General features: G+C 54.5%; 17 protein-coding genes and 1 pseudogene. 4 read left to right on the plus strand and 14 right to left on the minus strand.

The features are described 5' to 3' along the window. Nucleotides 1–771: 771 nt before the first annotated feature. The 14 genes and pseudogenes from ACFPM8_RS08455 to ACFPM8_RS08520 form a co-directional block, all read right to left on the minus strand. Nucleotides 772–1,245 carry a hypothetical protein gene (locus tag ACFPM8_RS08455; protein WP_378997020.1) on the minus strand — a complete coding sequence of 158 codons (474 nt, stop codon included), beginning with the start codon at nucleotides 1,243–1,245 and terminating at the stop codon, nucleotides 772–774. Nucleotides 1,246–1,444: 199 nt separating this feature from the next. Next, nucleotides 1,445–1,993, minus strand: coding sequence for a hypothetical protein (locus ACFPM8_RS08460; RefSeq protein ID WP_378997022.1), 549 nt, complete (start codon nucleotides 1,991–1,993; stop codon nucleotides 1,445–1,447). After that, a complete protein-coding gene (locus ACFPM8_RS08465) occupies nucleotides 1,994–2,365 on the minus strand; it encodes a hypothetical protein (RefSeq protein WP_378997024.1) in 372 nt (123 codons plus the stop codon). Nucleotides 2,366–2,588: 223 nt separating this feature from the next. Continuing rightward, the gene (locus ACFPM8_RS08470) at nucleotides 2,589–2,885 is read right to left on the minus strand and encodes a hypothetical protein (protein ID WP_378997026.1); all 297 of its coding nucleotides are present in this window, start codon (nucleotides 2,883–2,885) and stop codon (nucleotides 2,589–2,591) included. Between the two features lie 281 nt (nucleotides 2,886–3,166). Further along, nucleotides 3,167–3,529: an Imm40 family immunity protein gene (gene imm40 / locus ACFPM8_RS08475; protein WP_378997028.1), complete on the minus strand. Its 363-nt coding sequence runs from the start codon at nucleotides 3,527–3,529 to the stop codon at nucleotides 3,167–3,169. Between the two features lie 19 nt (nucleotides 3,530–3,548). Continuing rightward, nucleotides 3,549–3,647: pseudogene (locus ACFPM8_RS08480) on the minus strand (hypothetical protein); the annotation flags it as partial. A gap of 206 nt (nucleotides 3,648–3,853) precedes the next feature. Beyond that, complete coding sequence (locus ACFPM8_RS08485; RefSeq protein WP_378997030.1) at nucleotides 3,854–4,357, minus strand: hypothetical protein; 504 nt, start codon at nucleotides 4,355–4,357, stop codon at nucleotides 3,854–3,856. 240 nt (nucleotides 4,358–4,597) lie between these two features. Continuing rightward, a complete protein-coding gene (locus ACFPM8_RS08490) occupies nucleotides 4,598–4,969 on the minus strand; it encodes a hypothetical protein (protein WP_378997032.1) in 372 nt (123 codons plus the stop codon). A gap of 54 nt (nucleotides 4,970–5,023) precedes the next feature. Continuing rightward, entirely contained in the window at nucleotides 5,024–5,278 is a 255-nt protein-coding gene (locus ACFPM8_RS08495) for a DUF7660 family protein (protein WP_378997034.1), read from the minus strand. Between the two features lie 179 nt (nucleotides 5,279–5,457). Next, a complete protein-coding gene (locus ACFPM8_RS08500) occupies nucleotides 5,458–5,940 on the minus strand; it encodes a pentapeptide repeat-containing protein (protein ID WP_378997036.1) in 483 nt (160 codons plus the stop codon). Next, nucleotides 5,934–8,393: an RHS repeat-associated core domain-containing protein gene (locus ACFPM8_RS08505; protein ID WP_378997038.1), complete on the minus strand. Its 2,460-nt coding sequence runs from the start codon at nucleotides 8,391–8,393 to the stop codon at nucleotides 5,934–5,936. The genes ACFPM8_RS08500 and ACFPM8_RS08505 overlap by 7 nt, the downstream gene beginning before the upstream one ends. Continuing rightward, nucleotides 8,390–10,222: a DUF6531 domain-containing protein gene (locus tag ACFPM8_RS08510; protein ID WP_378997040.1), complete on the minus strand. Its 1,833-nt coding sequence runs from the start codon at nucleotides 10,220–10,222 to the stop codon at nucleotides 8,390–8,392. The genes ACFPM8_RS08505 and ACFPM8_RS08510 overlap by 4 nt, the downstream gene beginning before the upstream one ends. 1,161 nt (nucleotides 10,223–11,383) lie before the next feature. Further along, nucleotides 11,384–12,598 carry an NO-inducible flavohemoprotein gene (gene hmpA, locus ACFPM8_RS08515; protein WP_378997042.1) on the minus strand — a complete coding sequence of 405 codons (1,215 nt, stop codon included), beginning with the start codon at nucleotides 12,596–12,598 and terminating at the stop codon, nucleotides 11,384–11,386. A 101-nt stretch (nucleotides 12,599–12,699) separates the two neighbouring features. Next, the gene (locus tag ACFPM8_RS08520) at nucleotides 12,700–13,203 is read right to left on the minus strand and encodes an RrF2 family transcriptional regulator (RefSeq protein WP_378997044.1); all 504 of its coding nucleotides are present in this window, start codon (nucleotides 13,201–13,203) and stop codon (nucleotides 12,700–12,702) included. A 154-nt stretch (nucleotides 13,204–13,357) separates the two neighbouring features. Between ACFPM8_RS08520 and ACFPM8_RS08525 the strand changes: the two genes are divergently transcribed. The 4 genes from ACFPM8_RS08525 to ACFPM8_RS08540 are packed head-to-tail and all read left to right on the plus strand — an operon-like array spanning nucleotide 13,358 to nucleotide 17,401. Then, nucleotides 13,358–13,879 carry a Csu type fimbrial protein gene (locus tag ACFPM8_RS08525; RefSeq protein ID WP_378997046.1) on the plus strand — a complete coding sequence of 174 codons (522 nt, stop codon included), beginning with the start codon at nucleotides 13,358–13,360 and terminating at the stop codon, nucleotides 13,877–13,879. A gap of 12 nt (nucleotides 13,880–13,891) precedes the next feature. Further along, the gene (locus tag ACFPM8_RS08530) at nucleotides 13,892–14,626 is read left to right on the plus strand and encodes a fimbrial biogenesis chaperone (protein ID WP_378997048.1); all 735 of its coding nucleotides are present in this window, start codon (nucleotides 13,892–13,894) and stop codon (nucleotides 14,624–14,626) included. Beyond that, entirely contained in the window at nucleotides 14,580–16,928 is a 2,349-nt protein-coding gene (locus ACFPM8_RS08535; RefSeq protein ID WP_378997050.1) for a fimbria/pilus outer membrane usher protein, read from the plus strand. The genes ACFPM8_RS08530 and ACFPM8_RS08535 overlap by 47 nt, the downstream gene beginning before the upstream one ends. Further along, nucleotides 16,925–17,401, plus strand: a complete 477-nt coding sequence (locus ACFPM8_RS08540) for a Csu type fimbrial protein (protein ID WP_378997052.1) — start codon at nucleotides 16,925–16,927, stop codon at nucleotides 17,399–17,401. The genes ACFPM8_RS08535 and ACFPM8_RS08540 overlap by 4 nt, the downstream gene beginning before the upstream one ends. Nucleotides 17,402–17,405: the final 4 nt, after the last annotated feature.

Raw genomic sequence — 17,405 nt, forward strand, 5'->3', positions numbered from 1 at the left:
CAACAGGATTAGCAGACCGGCCCCAACAATTACCCGTCTCACCGGCAGCCCGAAGGCTTCCCACTATCGCCACCCAAAGAGGATGGAGATAGAGACGGACGCATAGGCCGCATGGCGCGATCTATATGTATTGGGAGACAGGCCGCTAAACCTGGTCCCTTCTTTATTCAGGGACAGGGGCCGACTATAAACTTTCTTTAGCGTTTCGGCAACAAGCGTGCCGTAGCCGGCGCCTCGGCTGCGACAGGAGCGCCGGTATTGGAAAAATAGAGGATTGCTGCCGGGAAGATGGCGATTAACACTCGGACAGCCGTCGATGCACCAATTTAGTGCAACATCGACATTCTGAAGATCGACACTGATCTTCAGAGGGTCGACAGCCTACTTCACAAGTAGGACTTCGATCTTCAGAAGGTCAATGTCGCACTTATTTGGTGCGCAGTCGAACTTCAGAAGCAGGACAGCGAACTTGCGAAGTTCGACATCGCCCCTATTTGGGGCAACTCAGTGCTTCCGAAGTAGGACACCGAACTTCGGAAGTTCGATACCGCCCTTATTTGGTGCAGCGTCGACCTTCGGAAGCAGGACACCCACCTTCGATAGTCCGATGTCGACCTTCGGAAGATGGACAGCGTCCATTTTTACAATATCGTCAGACTTTGCACGGCCAAACATGATCTTTGATGCTTGAATGCGCTGCTTTGCATCGCCGGAAGTAAAAAAGGGATGTGCCGTTGGGCACATCCCTTTTTCTGTTGCTGCTAGTCGGACTTAAGTAGTGGGTGCCGCTGGTGCTGTCGTCTTATTGGCAAACCGCTTGCTCAACTCTTCTTCGATCACTTTGGCATCCGGCACATTGTTTTTGGCGGCTAGCTTGACGCTGTTATAAAACAGCAGCGCCTGGTTATACGCTTCCGAACCGCATTGCATGTTGGTGTCGCCGACGTTGGAGGTCAATTCTTTCAGCAGATGGTGCATTTCAGCCAGGGTTTTGCGGCCAACGGCGTCTTTTTTCCATTCTTCCAAGTTGACGAAGCTTGGCAGCAGCTTTGGCGCGCGCTGGGCAAAATCGAGGGACTTTTCAACAAACGGTTGCGAGCGATCCCCCATTTTGAGGCTCTCTTGACGTTGTTGCGGGGTCAGCGCAATCAGGTATGGCGCCAATAGTATTTTGATCTCGTTGATTTTTACCAGGGCCAGCTTCTGTACAGGTTCGGGGATGACGATTGAAATTTTGTTTTCCATGCGGGCAATCTCCAATGAAAAGTTATCAAACGGATATGCATGCTAGCACAGATATGTTTTCATTTAGCTAACAACGATCAACATCAAGATAGTGACCTTGGTCCCCTCCCCCAGCATTTCGCAACGAATAATCACCATCCCCAAGCCTCCGGATTAATTTCTGAAGAAAGAAACAACTCCACATCCGTCCCGCAAGAGTCTAGCGAGACAAAATTTGCTCTAACGTTTCTCCAATTCCAACAGCACGCTGCTCCGGCAACATCAGCAACGCAACCGTGGCCATCCCAAGACGCTCAAAAATGCTTACTGTCGAACCAGTTTCGCCGTGCGCCGCAAAACAAAAATTAATTGTTTCTCCCGTTGGCGCTCCAAATTTGGATATTCCGGCATTTGCTCCGTCTAAAACAGCAGTGGCATATTCATCCGGAATTCCGGACCAGACCGTATCAAGATTGCCTGCAAGTGATTCCGTAAATTTTCGTTCCCTTTTTGAAGAAGTCTGCACAGCGATATCTAAAGCCGAGGCTTTTACACCATTTATTTCACAACCCAGGAGTCCATATAAAAAACGCCCACCCAGCGGAATAAACAGTTCGACAGTCGCAATCCTGTGATTAGCGACACGCATATTCGGCGTTTCTATTCTTCGGTGGAAGTATGTCGGGCTGGCAGAAGTAAAAATATCCGGCGGAGACGAGTCAAGCCATACTCGCGCGCGACGCTCCTTTGACAAGGCTAATATTGTCATTTAATTTCCAGATACACGAAAAGCGTTATTGAACTCTGATGGAAAAACACGAACTACATCTGCACCGTGCTGAGCAGTTACCGACTCAATGCGCCAAACGTCATTCTCTTCTTTCATCGATACATATAGTTCAAATTTTCCTTTGGAACCAACAACATTGATTTGCATTTTCGCTAAAGCCTCGGAATCTACAAAGCCATATTCAAAAAGTCCAAAGGGTGCGAGGCTGACAGTAGAGATCTTGCCAACCATAACTTCTATGGACTTGGAGTCTTGAATTTTTCGCTTTGCATATAGGAATGCATTGCTTTGACTGACAGCAAAGTAAATAGATACATACAAGACAGCGCCCAGCAAAATGGCAGATGACATCCATTTCGTTATTTTCTTGAAGTTGGTCACAATTATTTTTCGCTGTAAATCGTAGCTTGGCCGCCAAAATTTGCGTCGGCATTTACCCGTTGGGTAAGGGACACTAAAAATAAGGCCCACCGCCAGAGTGGGCCTCGTTTGTTAAAAATTAATACTGATCTAGCTATGACACTGACTCCGAGGATGTTAGTTTCCATCCTTCAGCGACAATCGGATTCCCAGATTACATCGCTACAACTTCACAGTCGCCGATTTTTCTTTGCCCTTCGGTTAAAAGAAATTTTTTCCCAATGCTAACTTTCGGCATAACAAGGTCTGGCCACAGGAACTGCATTGGAAGACTAATTTCCTGTCCAGGTTCAATCGAACTTGTCCCGCTGATATAAATCCTGGCATCATGAAATTCGTCATCAATATTCACGATACATCCATACTTCGGCGGCAGAATCGGAACACTTCCTCCCTCTTTACTCGTTTCATAGAGCTTTAATCTGACAATGATTTTCGGCGAATTTTGCATAGGTCAATTAAGGAAAAATGAGCGTCCCCAGAGATTTAGTCTTCCACAAAAATGATCGGTTCAAAAAATATCCCCTGCTTCGGGCTCGCGTCGAGCCTTCTTCAAGCCCCTGAGATTGGTTGCTGGTGTCTTCATGCTTTAGAGTCCATGGTTACTGAGACATTGCATCACCGGTTTCACAACGAGTAATCACAATACCCAAGCCTCCGGATTAATTCTGATATTGCTCCAAGGAATACCATTACATTACTTGGGGAGAGCATTAAGCAAAGTGCGTCTGACTATACACTTGGCACTATTGCAAAAAGCACACTTCCTGCCGTAATCTGATAGTTGGCAATGTAGCTCTTTGCCTTAGCGACACTACGTTTTATGAAGTCAATTTCAGTCTCATTGCTCTCACGATTGCAATACCAATTGTCATAGTTGGATTCGACATTGCTGCCACTTACCGCGTAGACATCTCCACCGAGTACGGCAACCCCAATAGCAGAGAGTTGGTCAAGCGCTGCCAAAGCAGCTTCCTGCTCAAGCGCCCAATTTCGAACTCCAATATTTTCCAAAGAGCGGCCAACGCTCAAGATCGAATCAATTTCATTTTTGGAAAATGCGGTCGAATGGTCGCGCATAAAATCTAAATGCATTTTCTAATACCCTAGATAGTTACTCTGCATGCCGAAGTTTTGCATTATCCCAAATCGCTTCAAACTTCTCTTTCGATATTAAGCTTGCCTCGAATTCAGGGTTCATTGCTATCTCTTCTAACGAAGAAAATCTCCATCACGTGATAAAAGCTGCCAAGAGATAATCAGGGCGAAGAGTCAACCTCTTCACCAATCACGCAATTGGCGCGCACCGTTCATACACTCGTTAAAAATCAAGAGCTTGAACAGGCCAAGGCACTAATACCAATAGAGCGACCATATCCAACCGGCCCATGAACATTCAACATCAAGCAACTCTTCGTTTTAACCCTTCATGGCCTTTATCAATCGTTCTGCGTTTTCCGCAAGAATCGCATTGCTCCCCTGAGCAATCAAGGCCAACTTCTCTTTTGCGTTGCTAGTCCCTATCGCACGAAGCGCGTATATACACTTCACACCAAGAGCATAACTTTCATCGTAATCCAAATACGGGAAGACGGCCAAAGCGGCCTGGTAAAGACATTGCACCGCCCCGGGATACCGCATGTCCTTCAAGACCATGGCTATGTTTTCGTGTTGCGTATGCCAATCCTGAAGGATGAGATTACACAGCACTTCCGCACTACTCTCCGTACATCCAAACTGAAAGCCGAGCAATAGCAGATGTTCTACAGCATCAGCATCCTTACTGGAAAATGCGCGTTCTAGCTCATGGCGCAGATAATCCCCATTCGACTCCAGTATTTCCGGGAAATGCCTGAGGAATTCGTCCTTGGAGACTCTACCCAAAGACAAATTTAGAATTAGATTTCTTTGATCTGCATTCATTATTTCACCGCCGAAAAACCTCGAATATATGAGTTGAATGTATCCAAAGCTGCTCCTCTGCCGAGGCCAATATTAATCTGCGCCCCTTCCGTCTTAAAAAAGGCATTACCCGACGACCAGCCTTTAGATACCAGTGACATATCACCATCCCCAAGGCTCTGGATTAATTGGGGCGTTGCCACAAGGAGAGTCACTACTCGAGCAGACTCTGCTCAAGTTTAAAGTGTCGGCTCAATGCCTTCATAGGACAGTAACGCTAGCTGCCTTTTTAAAGCCTTCGTAGAGCTCAAATACGCAACCGCTTCTTAATCTCTCCCAAGGAGCATCTGGCACGAGAAAGCGAGCCGTCGCTTCAAATGATTCAGCATGTGCAACTACTGACGACGAAAAATCAAGCACTATGCTCCAAGCTGTATCAGGCCAATGTTCGGCATCCTCAGCGAATTTTGCTACTGTGCTATAGCTTCTTGATGACGGAAGATGCTTCATTTTTTCCGAGCACCATGTCACTCGTACTTTTACGAATGTGGCCATCATTTGAACACCTTTATTACGGCGCCTACCCAAGCGCTTTGTATTCCACAATAAACATTCCGCGTAGTCTTCCTTCATTTTCGTGCTTCGGCAGCTCCTTTATCGGATTCCCAATGACATAGGTATAAATGTTTATTCGTATGTCTTAGCTGCGAGAAGCATTTCTGCGACTGTTTTCCAAGTCGGCTGCTCAGGAGGCAAAATACCTTGATTAATATAATAGCCATCCATATCTGTGATCCAAGCCGAAAGTGCTTCTAAAAAAGATTCAAGTCTAGTGCTCTCCCATTCATCAGGAGAGGTCAACAAATTTTGTCTTAAATCCTGCACGAACATGGCAAGTGTCTCTTTGGAAGAAACGGCATTCAATTTCTCATTGAGCTTCATATTCAGTTGCGTCACTCTAATTGATGTACCACCATTTTATGACTTTATAAATATCGTGAAGACAATTGGCCGCAAACATATAGCGCGATCTTCCTTGCAGATTTAATAGTCTCAAAATTCTCCAAGAATGTGACAAGCTCCATAGACAAAAAATAGTCAATATCCCACTTTCTCTCACTTTACGATGCGTAAATTACCCCTCTTTGGATCGGATCAAAATTTTCCGGCCACTGTGTATTGGCATCCGCTAAAGCACCTGACAAATCCGCATTTTCCAAACCCTCGCATCTGACATCTGCGCCCTTAAGATTTGCCTTAACGAAGCAGGCACCTCCGACACGAGCCGCGTTCAGATTTGCATTTGAGAAATTTGCCTCTTCAAAAATTCCACTGCGCATCATTGTGCCGCTCAAATTTGCCAGCGAAAAATTGGCGTGCGATGCGTTGCAAGCGGCAAGATTCGCGCAGCACAGAGTTGCATTGGCAAAATTCGCCTCTTCCATCCATGCCGAACGTAACTCTGTCCCCGAAAGATCAGCCCCAGTTAAGTCCGATCTGTCCAACAATGCCCTGTGCAAATTTAGATTTGCCAAAGAAGCGCCAACAAGGGTGTTTTCCTCGATGGTCACATCATCACCGGTTTCACAACGAATAATCACCATCCCCAAGCCTCCGGATTAATTGGAATGTTACTCCAAGGAATAACACTACTCGGTCGGCCTCCTGCCCAAGATTGGATTTCCGGTTCAATACCGAGCACACGACCAGCAACATATCTATGATTCCCATCAACGATTATCCCTTCGTCGACTTTGATAGCTGGAGCAACCTCGCCTTGAATAAGTCTTTCCACATACTCTTGCACCCTTGGCAACGATATGCCACCTCGTTGCTGAGAGCTTAAGGGAGCACCTTCCATTGCTTTCCTGATTATTTCTTCAGTGACTTGCTCGCCCTTGGTAATTGCATTTGTCGCTTTAATCTCACAAGCAGCAACCCCTTTGAGTACCCCGGCTAGGACGCCCTTAATTACCCCACCTGCGCCTACTATTTCAACTCCTGCAGGGAAACCAGAAATAGATCTATCGAAGGCTTCAAGCGGGCTTTCTGATCGGGCAGCAGCTACAGAGCTACTCCACCAATTGTTAATTGACTCCCGCCAATCGAGTCCACGAGGATCAATTCGAATTATTGGATTGCCTCCGACATAACCATAGGTATTGATGCCGCCGCTTAGCCCGATCGGATCAGATTCGAGGTACCGCCCTTGCTGCGGATCATAGTCCCGATGGATGTTGTAAAAATTATTGGTTTCCTTGTCATACAACTGCCCCGGGAAGCGCTGGTTGTACGTGAAGACTCCCAGTCCGCTCGGATTCTCATCCGGCGGCAGCATCCCAAACGGATCGGCATTGTCCCAACGCCACACCATCTTGTTATCACTCGCCTGCGTGATCACTCGCGGGGTGTTGATGTGGTCGGCATAGACGTAATACACATTGGTCGCCGTGATCTGATTCACCCCGCTGCCGGTGACCGTTTGTTTCAACACCGCGACCGGCAGATCGCCCAGATATACCGTTTCTTCGATCACTTGCCCGTTGACGTCGTATTCGCCGATCAGGTGGCCCGCTTCGTCATACACATAGCTGTTACTGCCGGTCGCAACAATGGTTGCCGGGCCTTGCTTTTGCACCCGCTGGTCGATGCCGTTATGGCTGTAGGTGACGGTATTGCCGGCGTTGGTCGCGCTGACCATGCGGCCGCGGTCGTTGTAGGTGTAGCTGATGCTGCTGTCGCTGATCAGGTTGCCGGCGGCGTCGTAGCTGATGTTCTTGGGCGGCGCGGATCCGGCAATCGCGCTTAGCCGGTTGCTGTTGGCGGCAATGATATCGGCATAGGTGCTGCCGCCGAATGTCGCCTGGATACGGTTGCCGCTGGCGTCGTACTGGAAGCTTTGGTTGTTGGCGCCGCTGCTGCCGGTGACGCTGGTCAGACGGTCCAGATTGTCGTAGCCGTAGCCCTGGTTGTAATTGGCCGGGGCGTTGTTGCCGGTGCCTGATCCGATGTGACTGCTGCTGACAATCCGGCCGGCGGCGTCGTAGCTGATGCTGCGGTTGGTGCCGTTGTTCAGCAGGTCGCCGAGCGGGTAGCTGGTGATGCGGCCGTTCAGGTCGATGCCACGGGCGTAGGTGCTGCTGCTGAGCGCATTGCTATTGCCCCAGGTCCAGGCGTTGACCGCGCCGAACGCTTGGTAGCCGATGCCGGTCAACAGTGGAATCGTGCTGCCGGCATTGGTGCCGCCGCCTGTCGCATTGGTCGGGTTCAAGAACAGCATGTTGACCCGGCCGGCCGTGTCATAGCCGTAGTTGATCCGGTTGCCGCTCGGGTAGGTCATGCTGGCCAGCATGCCGGCGGCGTTGTCGCTGCCGCCGTAGGTATAGCTGATGGAGCGGCTAGTGGCCGTGGCGCCGCTGACGATGGTTTGGACCTTGCTCAGCAAGCGGCCGAAGCCGTCGTAGGCATAGGTCGTCTGGCCCGAGCCGTCGATCATCCGCGTCAGGTGGCCTTTCGCGTTCGGCGCGCCGCTCGCGCCGCCGTCGTATTCGAACTGGGTCGGGGTGCCGCTGGCGTAGGCTATCCGGGTCAGTCGATTGATGCCGTCGTAGCTGTAGCTGGTGGTCTTGCCGCGGGCGTCGGTGCTGGTTGTCAGATTGCCGACCGCATCGAATGCCCTGGTGGTGGTGCCGGTGTCGGGACTGCTAATGCTGGTCAAGTTACCGAGGCCGTCGGCGCTATAACTGGTCACCAAGCCTCGCGGGTCGGTGACCGTGCTCAGTTGGCCCAATCCATCGTAGCTGTAACTGACGGTTGGGTTGCTGCCGCCGGCCATCGGCGCTTGCTGCGTTTGCTGGATCAAGCGGCCCAGGCCGTCGTAGCTTTGTGTCGCGACGCGGCCGAGCTGGTCGATGATCTTGGTCGGATTCCCTATGGCGTCGTATTCAAAACTGGTGGCCGGGTTCGGCGCCGTTTGCGCGGCAGCGATCGAGCCATGGAGGCTGCCCAGCAGCAGGACGGCACCGACGATGCTCTTGGAAATGAAACGCCCGCTCATTGCATGGCTCCAGTAATTGTTTGTAAGCGATTCAAGCCATCCATCACGCGGCTGCTTTGCAGCGCCAAGGCGCCGCTCGGGTCGTTGACTTGCGTACCGATCCGGTTACCCATGTTGTCGTAGGTATAGCCGATGCTGTTGCCGATGCTGTCGGTGACCTTGGTCAAGCGGTGCGCCGGGTCGTAGCTGTAGCTGACCGTGGCATGGTTGGGCAGCGTGACCTGGGTCAGTTGGCCGACGCCGTCGTAGCTGTAGCTGGTGGTCTCGCTCGTGTTGTTGGCGCTGATGGTCCTGCCGGTCAGCCAGCCGCGTGGGTTGTACGTCAGGGTGGTGGCGGTGCCGTTGGCATCGACAATCAGCCCGACGCGGCCGTTGGCGTCGTAGTTCGACAGCGTCGTCACCAGTCCGACCGGGTTGGTGATCGTGTTCAGGTTGCCCTGGCCGTCGTAGGTGTAGCTGGTCTTGTATACGGCATCGGTGCGCGGATCGGTGGCGGTCACGACCTGGCCGCGATTGTTATACGTATACGTCCAGGTGCGCGGCGCGCCGATCACAGTCGCCGTCAGACCTTGGCTGCCGGTAGCGTCGCTGGTGGCCTGGACGGTTTTACTGAGCAGGTTGCCGGATGCATCGTAGGCATAGCTGGTCAGGCGCTTCGGTTCGGCGATCTGGGCCGGCAGCCGGAAAATGGGGTGCCAGGCGGTGCTGACGGTGCGCGCTTGCGGCGTGCCGGCGGCTTCGGTGCGGCTGAGTTGCAGATTGCGGGCGCCGTATTGATACGTGGTCAGATTGCCGTTGAAGTCCATGCGCGAGGTATGGTTGCCGTTGCTGTCATACGCATGGCTGGCGATGGAGCCGTCGCGGCAGGTATTGCACGGCACCGAGAGCGTCGTCGGCTTGGACACGCCCAATATCGATTGCGCCGAAAATTGCCGCGCCAGATTGAACGCGTCGGCAATGGTCCGGCTGCCGTCGGCGTTATAGGTGATCGAGACCTTTTCGGTGCCGAGCGCATGTTCGGACGACAGCGTGCGGCCATTGGTATCGTAATGCCACGATGCGAAAGTGCTGCCGTTCTCATCGTCCAGGCGGGTCAGCGCCTGCGGCAAATCGGTTTGCTGGGTGTAGCCGGATTCGTTGTAGTGATAGCGGCGGACCTTGCCATCCTGATAGGTGACGTCGGTGAGGCGGCCCAAGTTGTCGTAGCCGTAGGCGATGGTTTTACCGGATGGATCGACGACGTTGCTGATGCGCTTGGTAGTGGCGTCGTAATTGATCGCCAGCACATGGCCGAAGCTGTCGGTGATCGAGGTCACACGGTTATCGTTATTTGCATAGGCCAGTGTATGCGTCAAGCCTTGCCGGTTTTTAACCGCCACCAGCTTGCCGCTGGCGTCGTAGCTTTCCACCTCGTCGCGGGCGTTGATGTAGGTCGCACTGGCAAGCTGGCCGGTGGTGAATGTGGTCAGCGACAACTTGTCGGTCACATCGGCGTCGCTGACCCAGCCGCTGCCGCCCCAGGTAAAGGTGTACATCTTGCCGCTGGGGCGCGTGACCAGCGCCTTGTTCGGCGTGACGGTGGTAATCAAAGTCACCGATGCGGCGTAGTTGTGTTGCCAGTTCAGGCCGAAGCTTTGTTGCGCGGCGGCCCGGCTGTTATAAAAACGCTCCAGGTGTAGCGGAAATGCGCCGACGGCGGTGTAATCCTGTTCGGTCTGGAAGTGATTGCCGCTAACAAAATTGATCGGGTCGCCGGTGCAGCAATCGGATTCGCCGTCGTCCTTTTGCTCGTTGAATTTTTGGGAGAGGTTGGTTTCGATCAGAAGCATGGTCTCCGACGACCGGTCATCGGGTGCTGGCACGCCATCGATGGTATATCCGTTAGATATCCACCACTGCTTCACTACGCCGATGTCATAAGCAAACCAGCTGTCATTTTGTGACTTGTACACCAAATCGTGATCACGCCCTTGATCTTGTATCTTCATGTGCTGAGTGAACTTCTCCTCCAAGTGCAACGTGTCATAGATCCCAGCAGGAACTGCGATTCTTTCGACACCCACAACACGCGCTTCCCGTTTTATGTCCATCAGGACAGACTGCCCCTCGGCATATGGACAAACCACCGTTGTATTACCTACAAACGCTTGGCCAGGCGTGACCTCGGCCGGCAGATAGGTGATGGGCTGGCTGAAGAATGGCGTACACCGCAGTTGCGCTGTGGTGTTCACGTCGTCGTAGTGGAGTCGAAATCCATCTACTATATTTCTGGAAACATAAGATTTATTGCCGGGCGACCATTCAAACAGGGTTGTACTAGCACCGGAATCAATAGAACCTGGCTTTGTTACGACAGACACGGTACTCACGTCAGGATCATCGGAAACGCTATACACCCAATGATTTCCCACTGCGAGCGGAAAGTAATGCTCAGTCGTGATGGCCGACGCTGTCGGGGCCAACGTCGACAGCCAGCCGGTCAACACCAACAACGTCATTCCACGTGTCAAATTTTCTGTACGTACAACACGACCATGGCGGCATAAGCGCCCATGAGCCAATAGGCGCCCCATCAATTTGAATAACCGCACACAGCCCCCCCTGAAAGTAATGTCTTGCTATCTAAAATGTTTTTGAAAAGCAAATCATTGTTCGAATGACCTCTTTCCAAAAGGAAACGAAGTATATCTACAACATTTCCAATAAGCAATTTACATTTCAGAACAACATTATTTCCCTGTCAAACCATCTTCCTTACTCACGAGCGCACGCATCAACAAAGATCCGGAGCGTCGCAAGACTCATTGGAAGCTGATTCGACAGGTAGGGACAAGATGATTTGTCAATCGCCAAGGCACCTCGAAAAACCTACTTCGCAGCCCAATCTCGGGAGCGATGCTCGCCGTACCTCCGTACGGCTGCGCTTCTCTCCCCGACCTTGAGCCGCTCGCTACGGTTTTTCGAGGTGCCCGCCAGTCATCACCGGCAATTTATTGCAAATGCTCCAGCAACGACGGCCCGAATACCTCTTGCCGGATCTGATGCGCAGCGATGCCGCGGGCCAGCAATGCCTGCCGTTGCGCCTGCATGAACGGGGTCGGGCCGCACATGAAATAGCTGCCGTCCAATGGCAGCCAATCCTGATCCAGCTGCGCCAGCTGCAAATAGCCTTGCTGCTGGAAGTCCTGCTCGGAGCTGTCTTCCGCGGTTGGCGTCTGGTAGGCGATGTGTGACGCCAATTGCAGATGCCGATCGCGCAAGTCGGCCAGTTCCGCTTTCAACGGGTGGTGCTGGCCATTCAGCGTGGCGTACAGGAAATTGATGCGGCGCTCGGGATTCTGCTGCAAGCTGCCATGCAACATGCTCATCATTGGTGTGATGCCGACCCCGGCGCTGATCAATACCAGCGGCGTCGCCGCATCCTGGTCCAGCACGAAATCGCCGCAGGGCGGGCTGACCCATAGCTGGTCGCCGACATTGAATTGATCATGCAACAGGTTCGACACCATACCGGCCGGATTCTCGGCGCTGGCCCCCTCGCGCTTGACGCTGATGCGCCAGTGGGTTTGATCCGGCGCGTCGGACAAGCTGTATTGACGCAATTGACGCAGCGCCAGCTGTTCCACCGTGACGGCGACGCTGATGTATTGGCCGGGATGAAAAGCCGGCAGCGGCAAGCCGTCGGTCGCCTCCAGGTAAAACGAGGTGACGGTGGCGCTTTCCTGTTCCTTGCGCACCACGGTGACCTGGCGATGCTGGCCCGGCTCGATCCCATGCGCCTGATACAGGCGGCGCTCTTCCGCGATCAAGGCATCCGCCAACAGGCCGTAGGCTTCGGCCCACGCCGCCAGCAGTTCCGGCGTTGCCGCCGCGCCCAGCACTTCGCCTATCGCCGCCAGCAAATGCTCCCCTACGATCGGGTAATGCTGCTCGCGGATGCCGAGGCTGACGTGCTTCTGCACAATCCGGCCGATCACCGGCGCCAGCGCATCCGGATTGTCGATGTTGGCGGCATAGGCAAAAATGGCGGAGGCCAGCGCCTGCTGCTGCACCCCGGATTGCTGGTTGCTCATATTGAAGATGTTCTTGAGCTCGGGATGGGCGTCAAACAGACGTTGGTAAAAACAACGCGTAATCGTTTCGCCATGCTCGCGCAACACGGGAACCGAGGCGGCAATGTAGGGACGGGCACTTGCTGAAATCATGAATCACTCCTATTGTGTCATTTAAAATACTACAATTAAGGCAAAAAACTCCCACGTGCATGCTGTGCGTTACAGCACGTGGACCAACAAAAATTCAGGGATCAGGCCAACGCGGACGAAGGCGGCTGAAAATGCATGCGCGCTATCACGTTGGCGGTCGGCTGCTGGATCAGTTCGGCCAGGCTGTGCCGGTTCATGCTGGCATAAAACTCAGCCAGGCCGAGATCCAACACCTGCTTCAAATGGCAATTGCCCCTCAAAACGCAAGGCGGCTTGTTGCAATCGACCAGGCTTGGATGCCCTTCCAGCGCGCTCAGGATGTCGCCCAGATGCAGGTTTTGAGGCGCCTGCGCCATCCGCAAGCCGCCGTTGCGGCCGGGTGTCGCCGTGACCCAGCCCAGCTTGACCATGCGGTTGACGACCTTGTTCAGATGGTTTTTCGGGATGTCGAAAGATTGCGCCAGTTCGCCCACGGTGATGACGCCCTGCTCCGGCGTCGCCGCCAGATACATCAGAACGCGTAAACCGAAATCGGTGAACTTGGTAAATTGCATGGTCTTGCTTTCGACAAATTGCGGATAAACCATCCGCGATGGCGTCATCATACAAATGTTGCATTTTAAAAGCAACATTAAAATCCAGTGCATAAATCACAGTTGACTACCCGTCCATCGACGTCAATAATTAACCAAAGAAAACATTTCCACACTGCAAAACAAAGAGGTACTGCAAGAGCCAATATCAATCGGGAGATCAGCCATGAAAAAGTCTGTTCGAAATACCGCTTTGACTATCGCTTTAGCCGCCAGCACTTCCATTGCATTTGCCGCCACCGCCACGGCCAACATGACCAATACCGTCACCGTGTCCGACAATTGCAGCATCGGCACCACCGGCTTCACCACCACCTATGACCCGATCGTCACCAATGCCGCCAGCAATCAGGACGTCACTGCCAGCGTCACCACCACTTGCACCGTCGGCGCGAGTCCGGTCATCACGCTTGGGCAAGGCGCCAATGCCAATACCGGCTCCACCGACGCCGTGCCTTTACGCCGCCTGTCGAGCGGCGGCGGGACGCCGGTATACCTGAACTATTCGCTGTTTTCGGACTCCGGCCGCTCGACCACCTGGGGCAACACAGCGGGCACCGCCCCTAGTGCGGTAACCGGCACCGGCGCCGCCGCCCCGCTCACCATTTATGCCCGCATCCCTTCCGGCCAGACCTCGGCGAAAGCGGCTACCTATACCGATACGGTGGTCGCTACCGTGACCTTTTAGGCACGCCCGCCTATGCGCTTAAGTCATCAGACCAGGCGGATTGCGTTGGCAATCGGGCTAGGCATCGGGCTGGCAAACGCGGGCGCGGCGGCCTCGTTGAGCGTCAATCCGATCGGCTTCCATCTGACGCCGCAGCGGCCGTCTGCGGTGCTGCAAGTCAGGAATGCCGGAGCCGATCCGGTGCGGGTGCAGGTCGGCGCAGTCGATTGGAGCACCGACGGTCGCCAGGAAGTCTTGACGGACACCGATGCCGTGCTGTTGAACCCGCCCATTTTTGCGCTGCAACCAGGGCAAACTCAATATGTGCGCTTCGGTCTGCGGCATCCGGCGAATTCGGCGGCGGAAGCCAGCTATCGCTTGCTGGTTGAGGAAGTCCCTTCCGGCGCAGCACCAGCCTCGGGTTTAAGAACCTTGTTAAGAGTCAGTATCCCGGTCTTCATCGCGCCCGCGAAAGGACGCGAAATGGTGTCCTGGACACTGCAGCAGGCAGCGACCGGGCCGGTGCTGGCGGCGCGCAATGAGGGCAACGTCCACGCCAAGATTCAACAGATCAGGCTAGCTAACAGCGACAGCAACGGCAGTTTGCAGATCACCTCCACGGCGTACGTGCTGCCCGGTCAGCATAAGGAATGGCGGCTGGAAAGCGGCAAAATCCAACCCGGCAAAGTGCGTCTGCAAATTCAAACAGATAAGGGCGAGATTGAAGAAAACCTCACGTTGGGGGCTGACCAAGTGCCTGGCCGCTAGCTTGATTGCATGGCAAACTCCGATGCCGGCAGCCGCCGAAAAGTCAGCGGCGGAACAGGAAGTCTTATTGGCCGTCAGCGTCAACCACAAGATGCTGACGGATAGCATGCTGATTCTGCTGGCTTCGGATCGGCGCATCATGGTGCCGGCCCAATTGTTGACTGCTGCAAGGTTGCGCCTGCCGGGTGCGCCCGCGGTTCCTGCCGTCAACCGGCAAGGTCAGGATTACTACCCGCTCGATGCCCTGCCCGGACTGCAAGGCGAGATCGAAAGCACAACGCAAACGCTCAACATCGACGCCGCGCCGGCAGCTTTCGTCGCCGCCATATACGACGGCAACGAAGATCGTCTGTCGTCGCTGCCGCACACCAGGGCGGCAGCCGCCACCGGCGCTTTTTTAAACTACGACCTCAATTACGCCAGGGGACCAGCCGCCGACAATCTTTCCGGCCTGTCCGAGCTGGGCATATTCAACGGCAGCGGTACGTTCACCAGCCGTTTCATCGGATTGGAACTGACCGGAAAACGTTCGCTATTCCGGCTTGACAGCCAGTACGCGCGCGACTTCCCGCAACAACAAGCAACGCTGGTGGTGGGCGACAGCATTAGCGGCGCCAGTGCGCTCTCGCGTCATGTCTATTTCGGCGGCCTGCAATGGAAGACCAATTTTTCAACCATCCCCGGCTTCCAGCCTCTCCCTTTGCCGACCATCAGCGGCACGGCGGCGGCGCCGTCGACGGTCGACATCTACGTCAATAACATCTTGCGGCTGCGCCAGCCGGTTGAAACCGGGCCGTTCACCATCAACAACCTGCCGGTTTTCAGCGGCCAGGGCAATGTGCAAATGGTGGTGCACGATGTACTGGGGCGACAACAAGTCACGACCCAAAGCTATATCACCAGCGCCCAGTTGCTGCGGCAAGGCGCCCAGGATGTCTCGTATGAGATCGGGGCCCTGCGCGACAACTTCGGCCGCCAGGACAGCCGCTACGGTCAAATCTTTAGTTCAGGCACGCTACGGTATGGCTTAAGCAACTCCGCAACTATCGAAAGCCACGCTGAACTCATGCGCGGCCGCCAATCCGCCGGACTCGGCATGACCCTCGCAATCGACCGGCTAGGCTTGCTCAGCGGCGGCCTGGCCGCCAGCCACGCGGAGCATGCCGGCGACATCCAGCAATACCTGCAATTCGACCGTCAAAACAGTGTTTATGCGTTGACCGTGCGCGCCCAAACCGCTGGCGCCCGCTTTTGGCAACTCGGCCTCGACGATAGCGCGCCGGCTCCGGCCCGACTGATTCAGGCACAAGCCAGCGTCGTCGCCGGCCGCCGCGCCACACTCTCGCTCGGCTATGTCAGCCAGGTCAATCGCCGCCAGGACGATGTGCGGGCGATCAATGCCGGGGTCAACTTCAATTTCCGTCAAGCCGGAACGCTCAGCGTCGGCCTGCTCAAAGCACTAAGCCAGGAGCGCCTGCTATCGGTCAACGCGGTCTGGGTAATCCCGCTTGAGCACCAAAGCCTGCTGCAAATGACCGCCAGCGGACAAGCGGGCAACCGCTCGCTCAGCGCCGGCTACCAGCAGGTCGCGCCGGCCGCAGGCGGCTGGGGCTATCGGGCGCGCAAAGCCATGCTGGCCAACGGCGGCGCGGATATCGGCATCGATTACAGCGGCACCAAAGGCGATGTCATGTTGAGCGCCAACCGCATGAATGCCTCCAGCAACCAGCTGCTGGAAGCCCGCGGCGGCATCGCCCTGCTCGGCGGCCATGTGCGGGCAACGCGCTGGCTGGATCAAAGTTTCGCCATGGTAGAGGTGCCGCCGATGCCGGCAATCGATATCTATGCCAACAACATCAAGGTCGGCCAGACCGACCAATACGGCATAGGCATGATTCCACGCCTGGTTCCTTATGAACCCAATCAGGTCAACCTGGACGATTCCGGGCTGCCGTTGTCGATGTCGCTGGATTTGGCGCAAAAGTCGGTGATTCCCGGCCCAAGATCCGGGACTTTTTTACAATTCAGCGCACAGCAAAATAAAAGCGCAACCCTGATCCTGACCGATGAAAACGGCGTTGCGCTAGCCACCGGCACCCGGGTTCGGATCAATGGCAAAAATGAGGAACAGGAAGTCGCATTACGCGGACAGGTATTCATGCCGGAGATCGAGTTCCCCGCCACCATCGTCGTGCTGGACGCCAGCGCCCGCGCACGCTGCAGCTTCCGCATCGAAGCGCAGTCCAAGCCGGAACCGTTTCCGAAATTGGGCCCTTATGCCTGTCGCCAGGAGATCAAATGAGACAGCGAATAAAGTGGCTGCCAGCCTGCATTGTTCTTCTGGCGCTGCCGTGGAGCGCACGCGCGCAGCTGGTCACCTGCACCGGCGCCGTGACCGGCATCGCGTTTGGCAGCTATGCCTCGCCCGGCAGCGCCAATGCCGACGGCAGCGGCACCATCAACGTCACCTGCACCGCCACCCTGGTCGTCAGCCCGGTCAACTACACCATTACGCTCAGTACCGGCAACGGCAGCTACGCCACCCGCAAACTGGTATCCGGCACCCACTCCCTCAACTACAACTTGTATACAAACACCACCCGACTGAATGTGTGGGGCGACGGCAGCGCCGGCACTTCCACCGTGTCCGACAATTACGTCGTCCTATTGACCCCGACAGTGCGCCCCTACACCGTCTATGGCCGCATACCCGGCAGTCAGAACCCGCATGCAGGGTCGTATCAGGATAATTTGACGGTGACCATTACTTATTGATATA

Origin of the sequence: Paraherbaspirillum soli (assembly GCF_042654985.1) — a bacterium.
Taxonomy (GTDB): Bacteria; Pseudomonadota; Gammaproteobacteria; order Burkholderiales; family Burkholderiaceae_D; genus Paraherbaspirillum; species Paraherbaspirillum soli.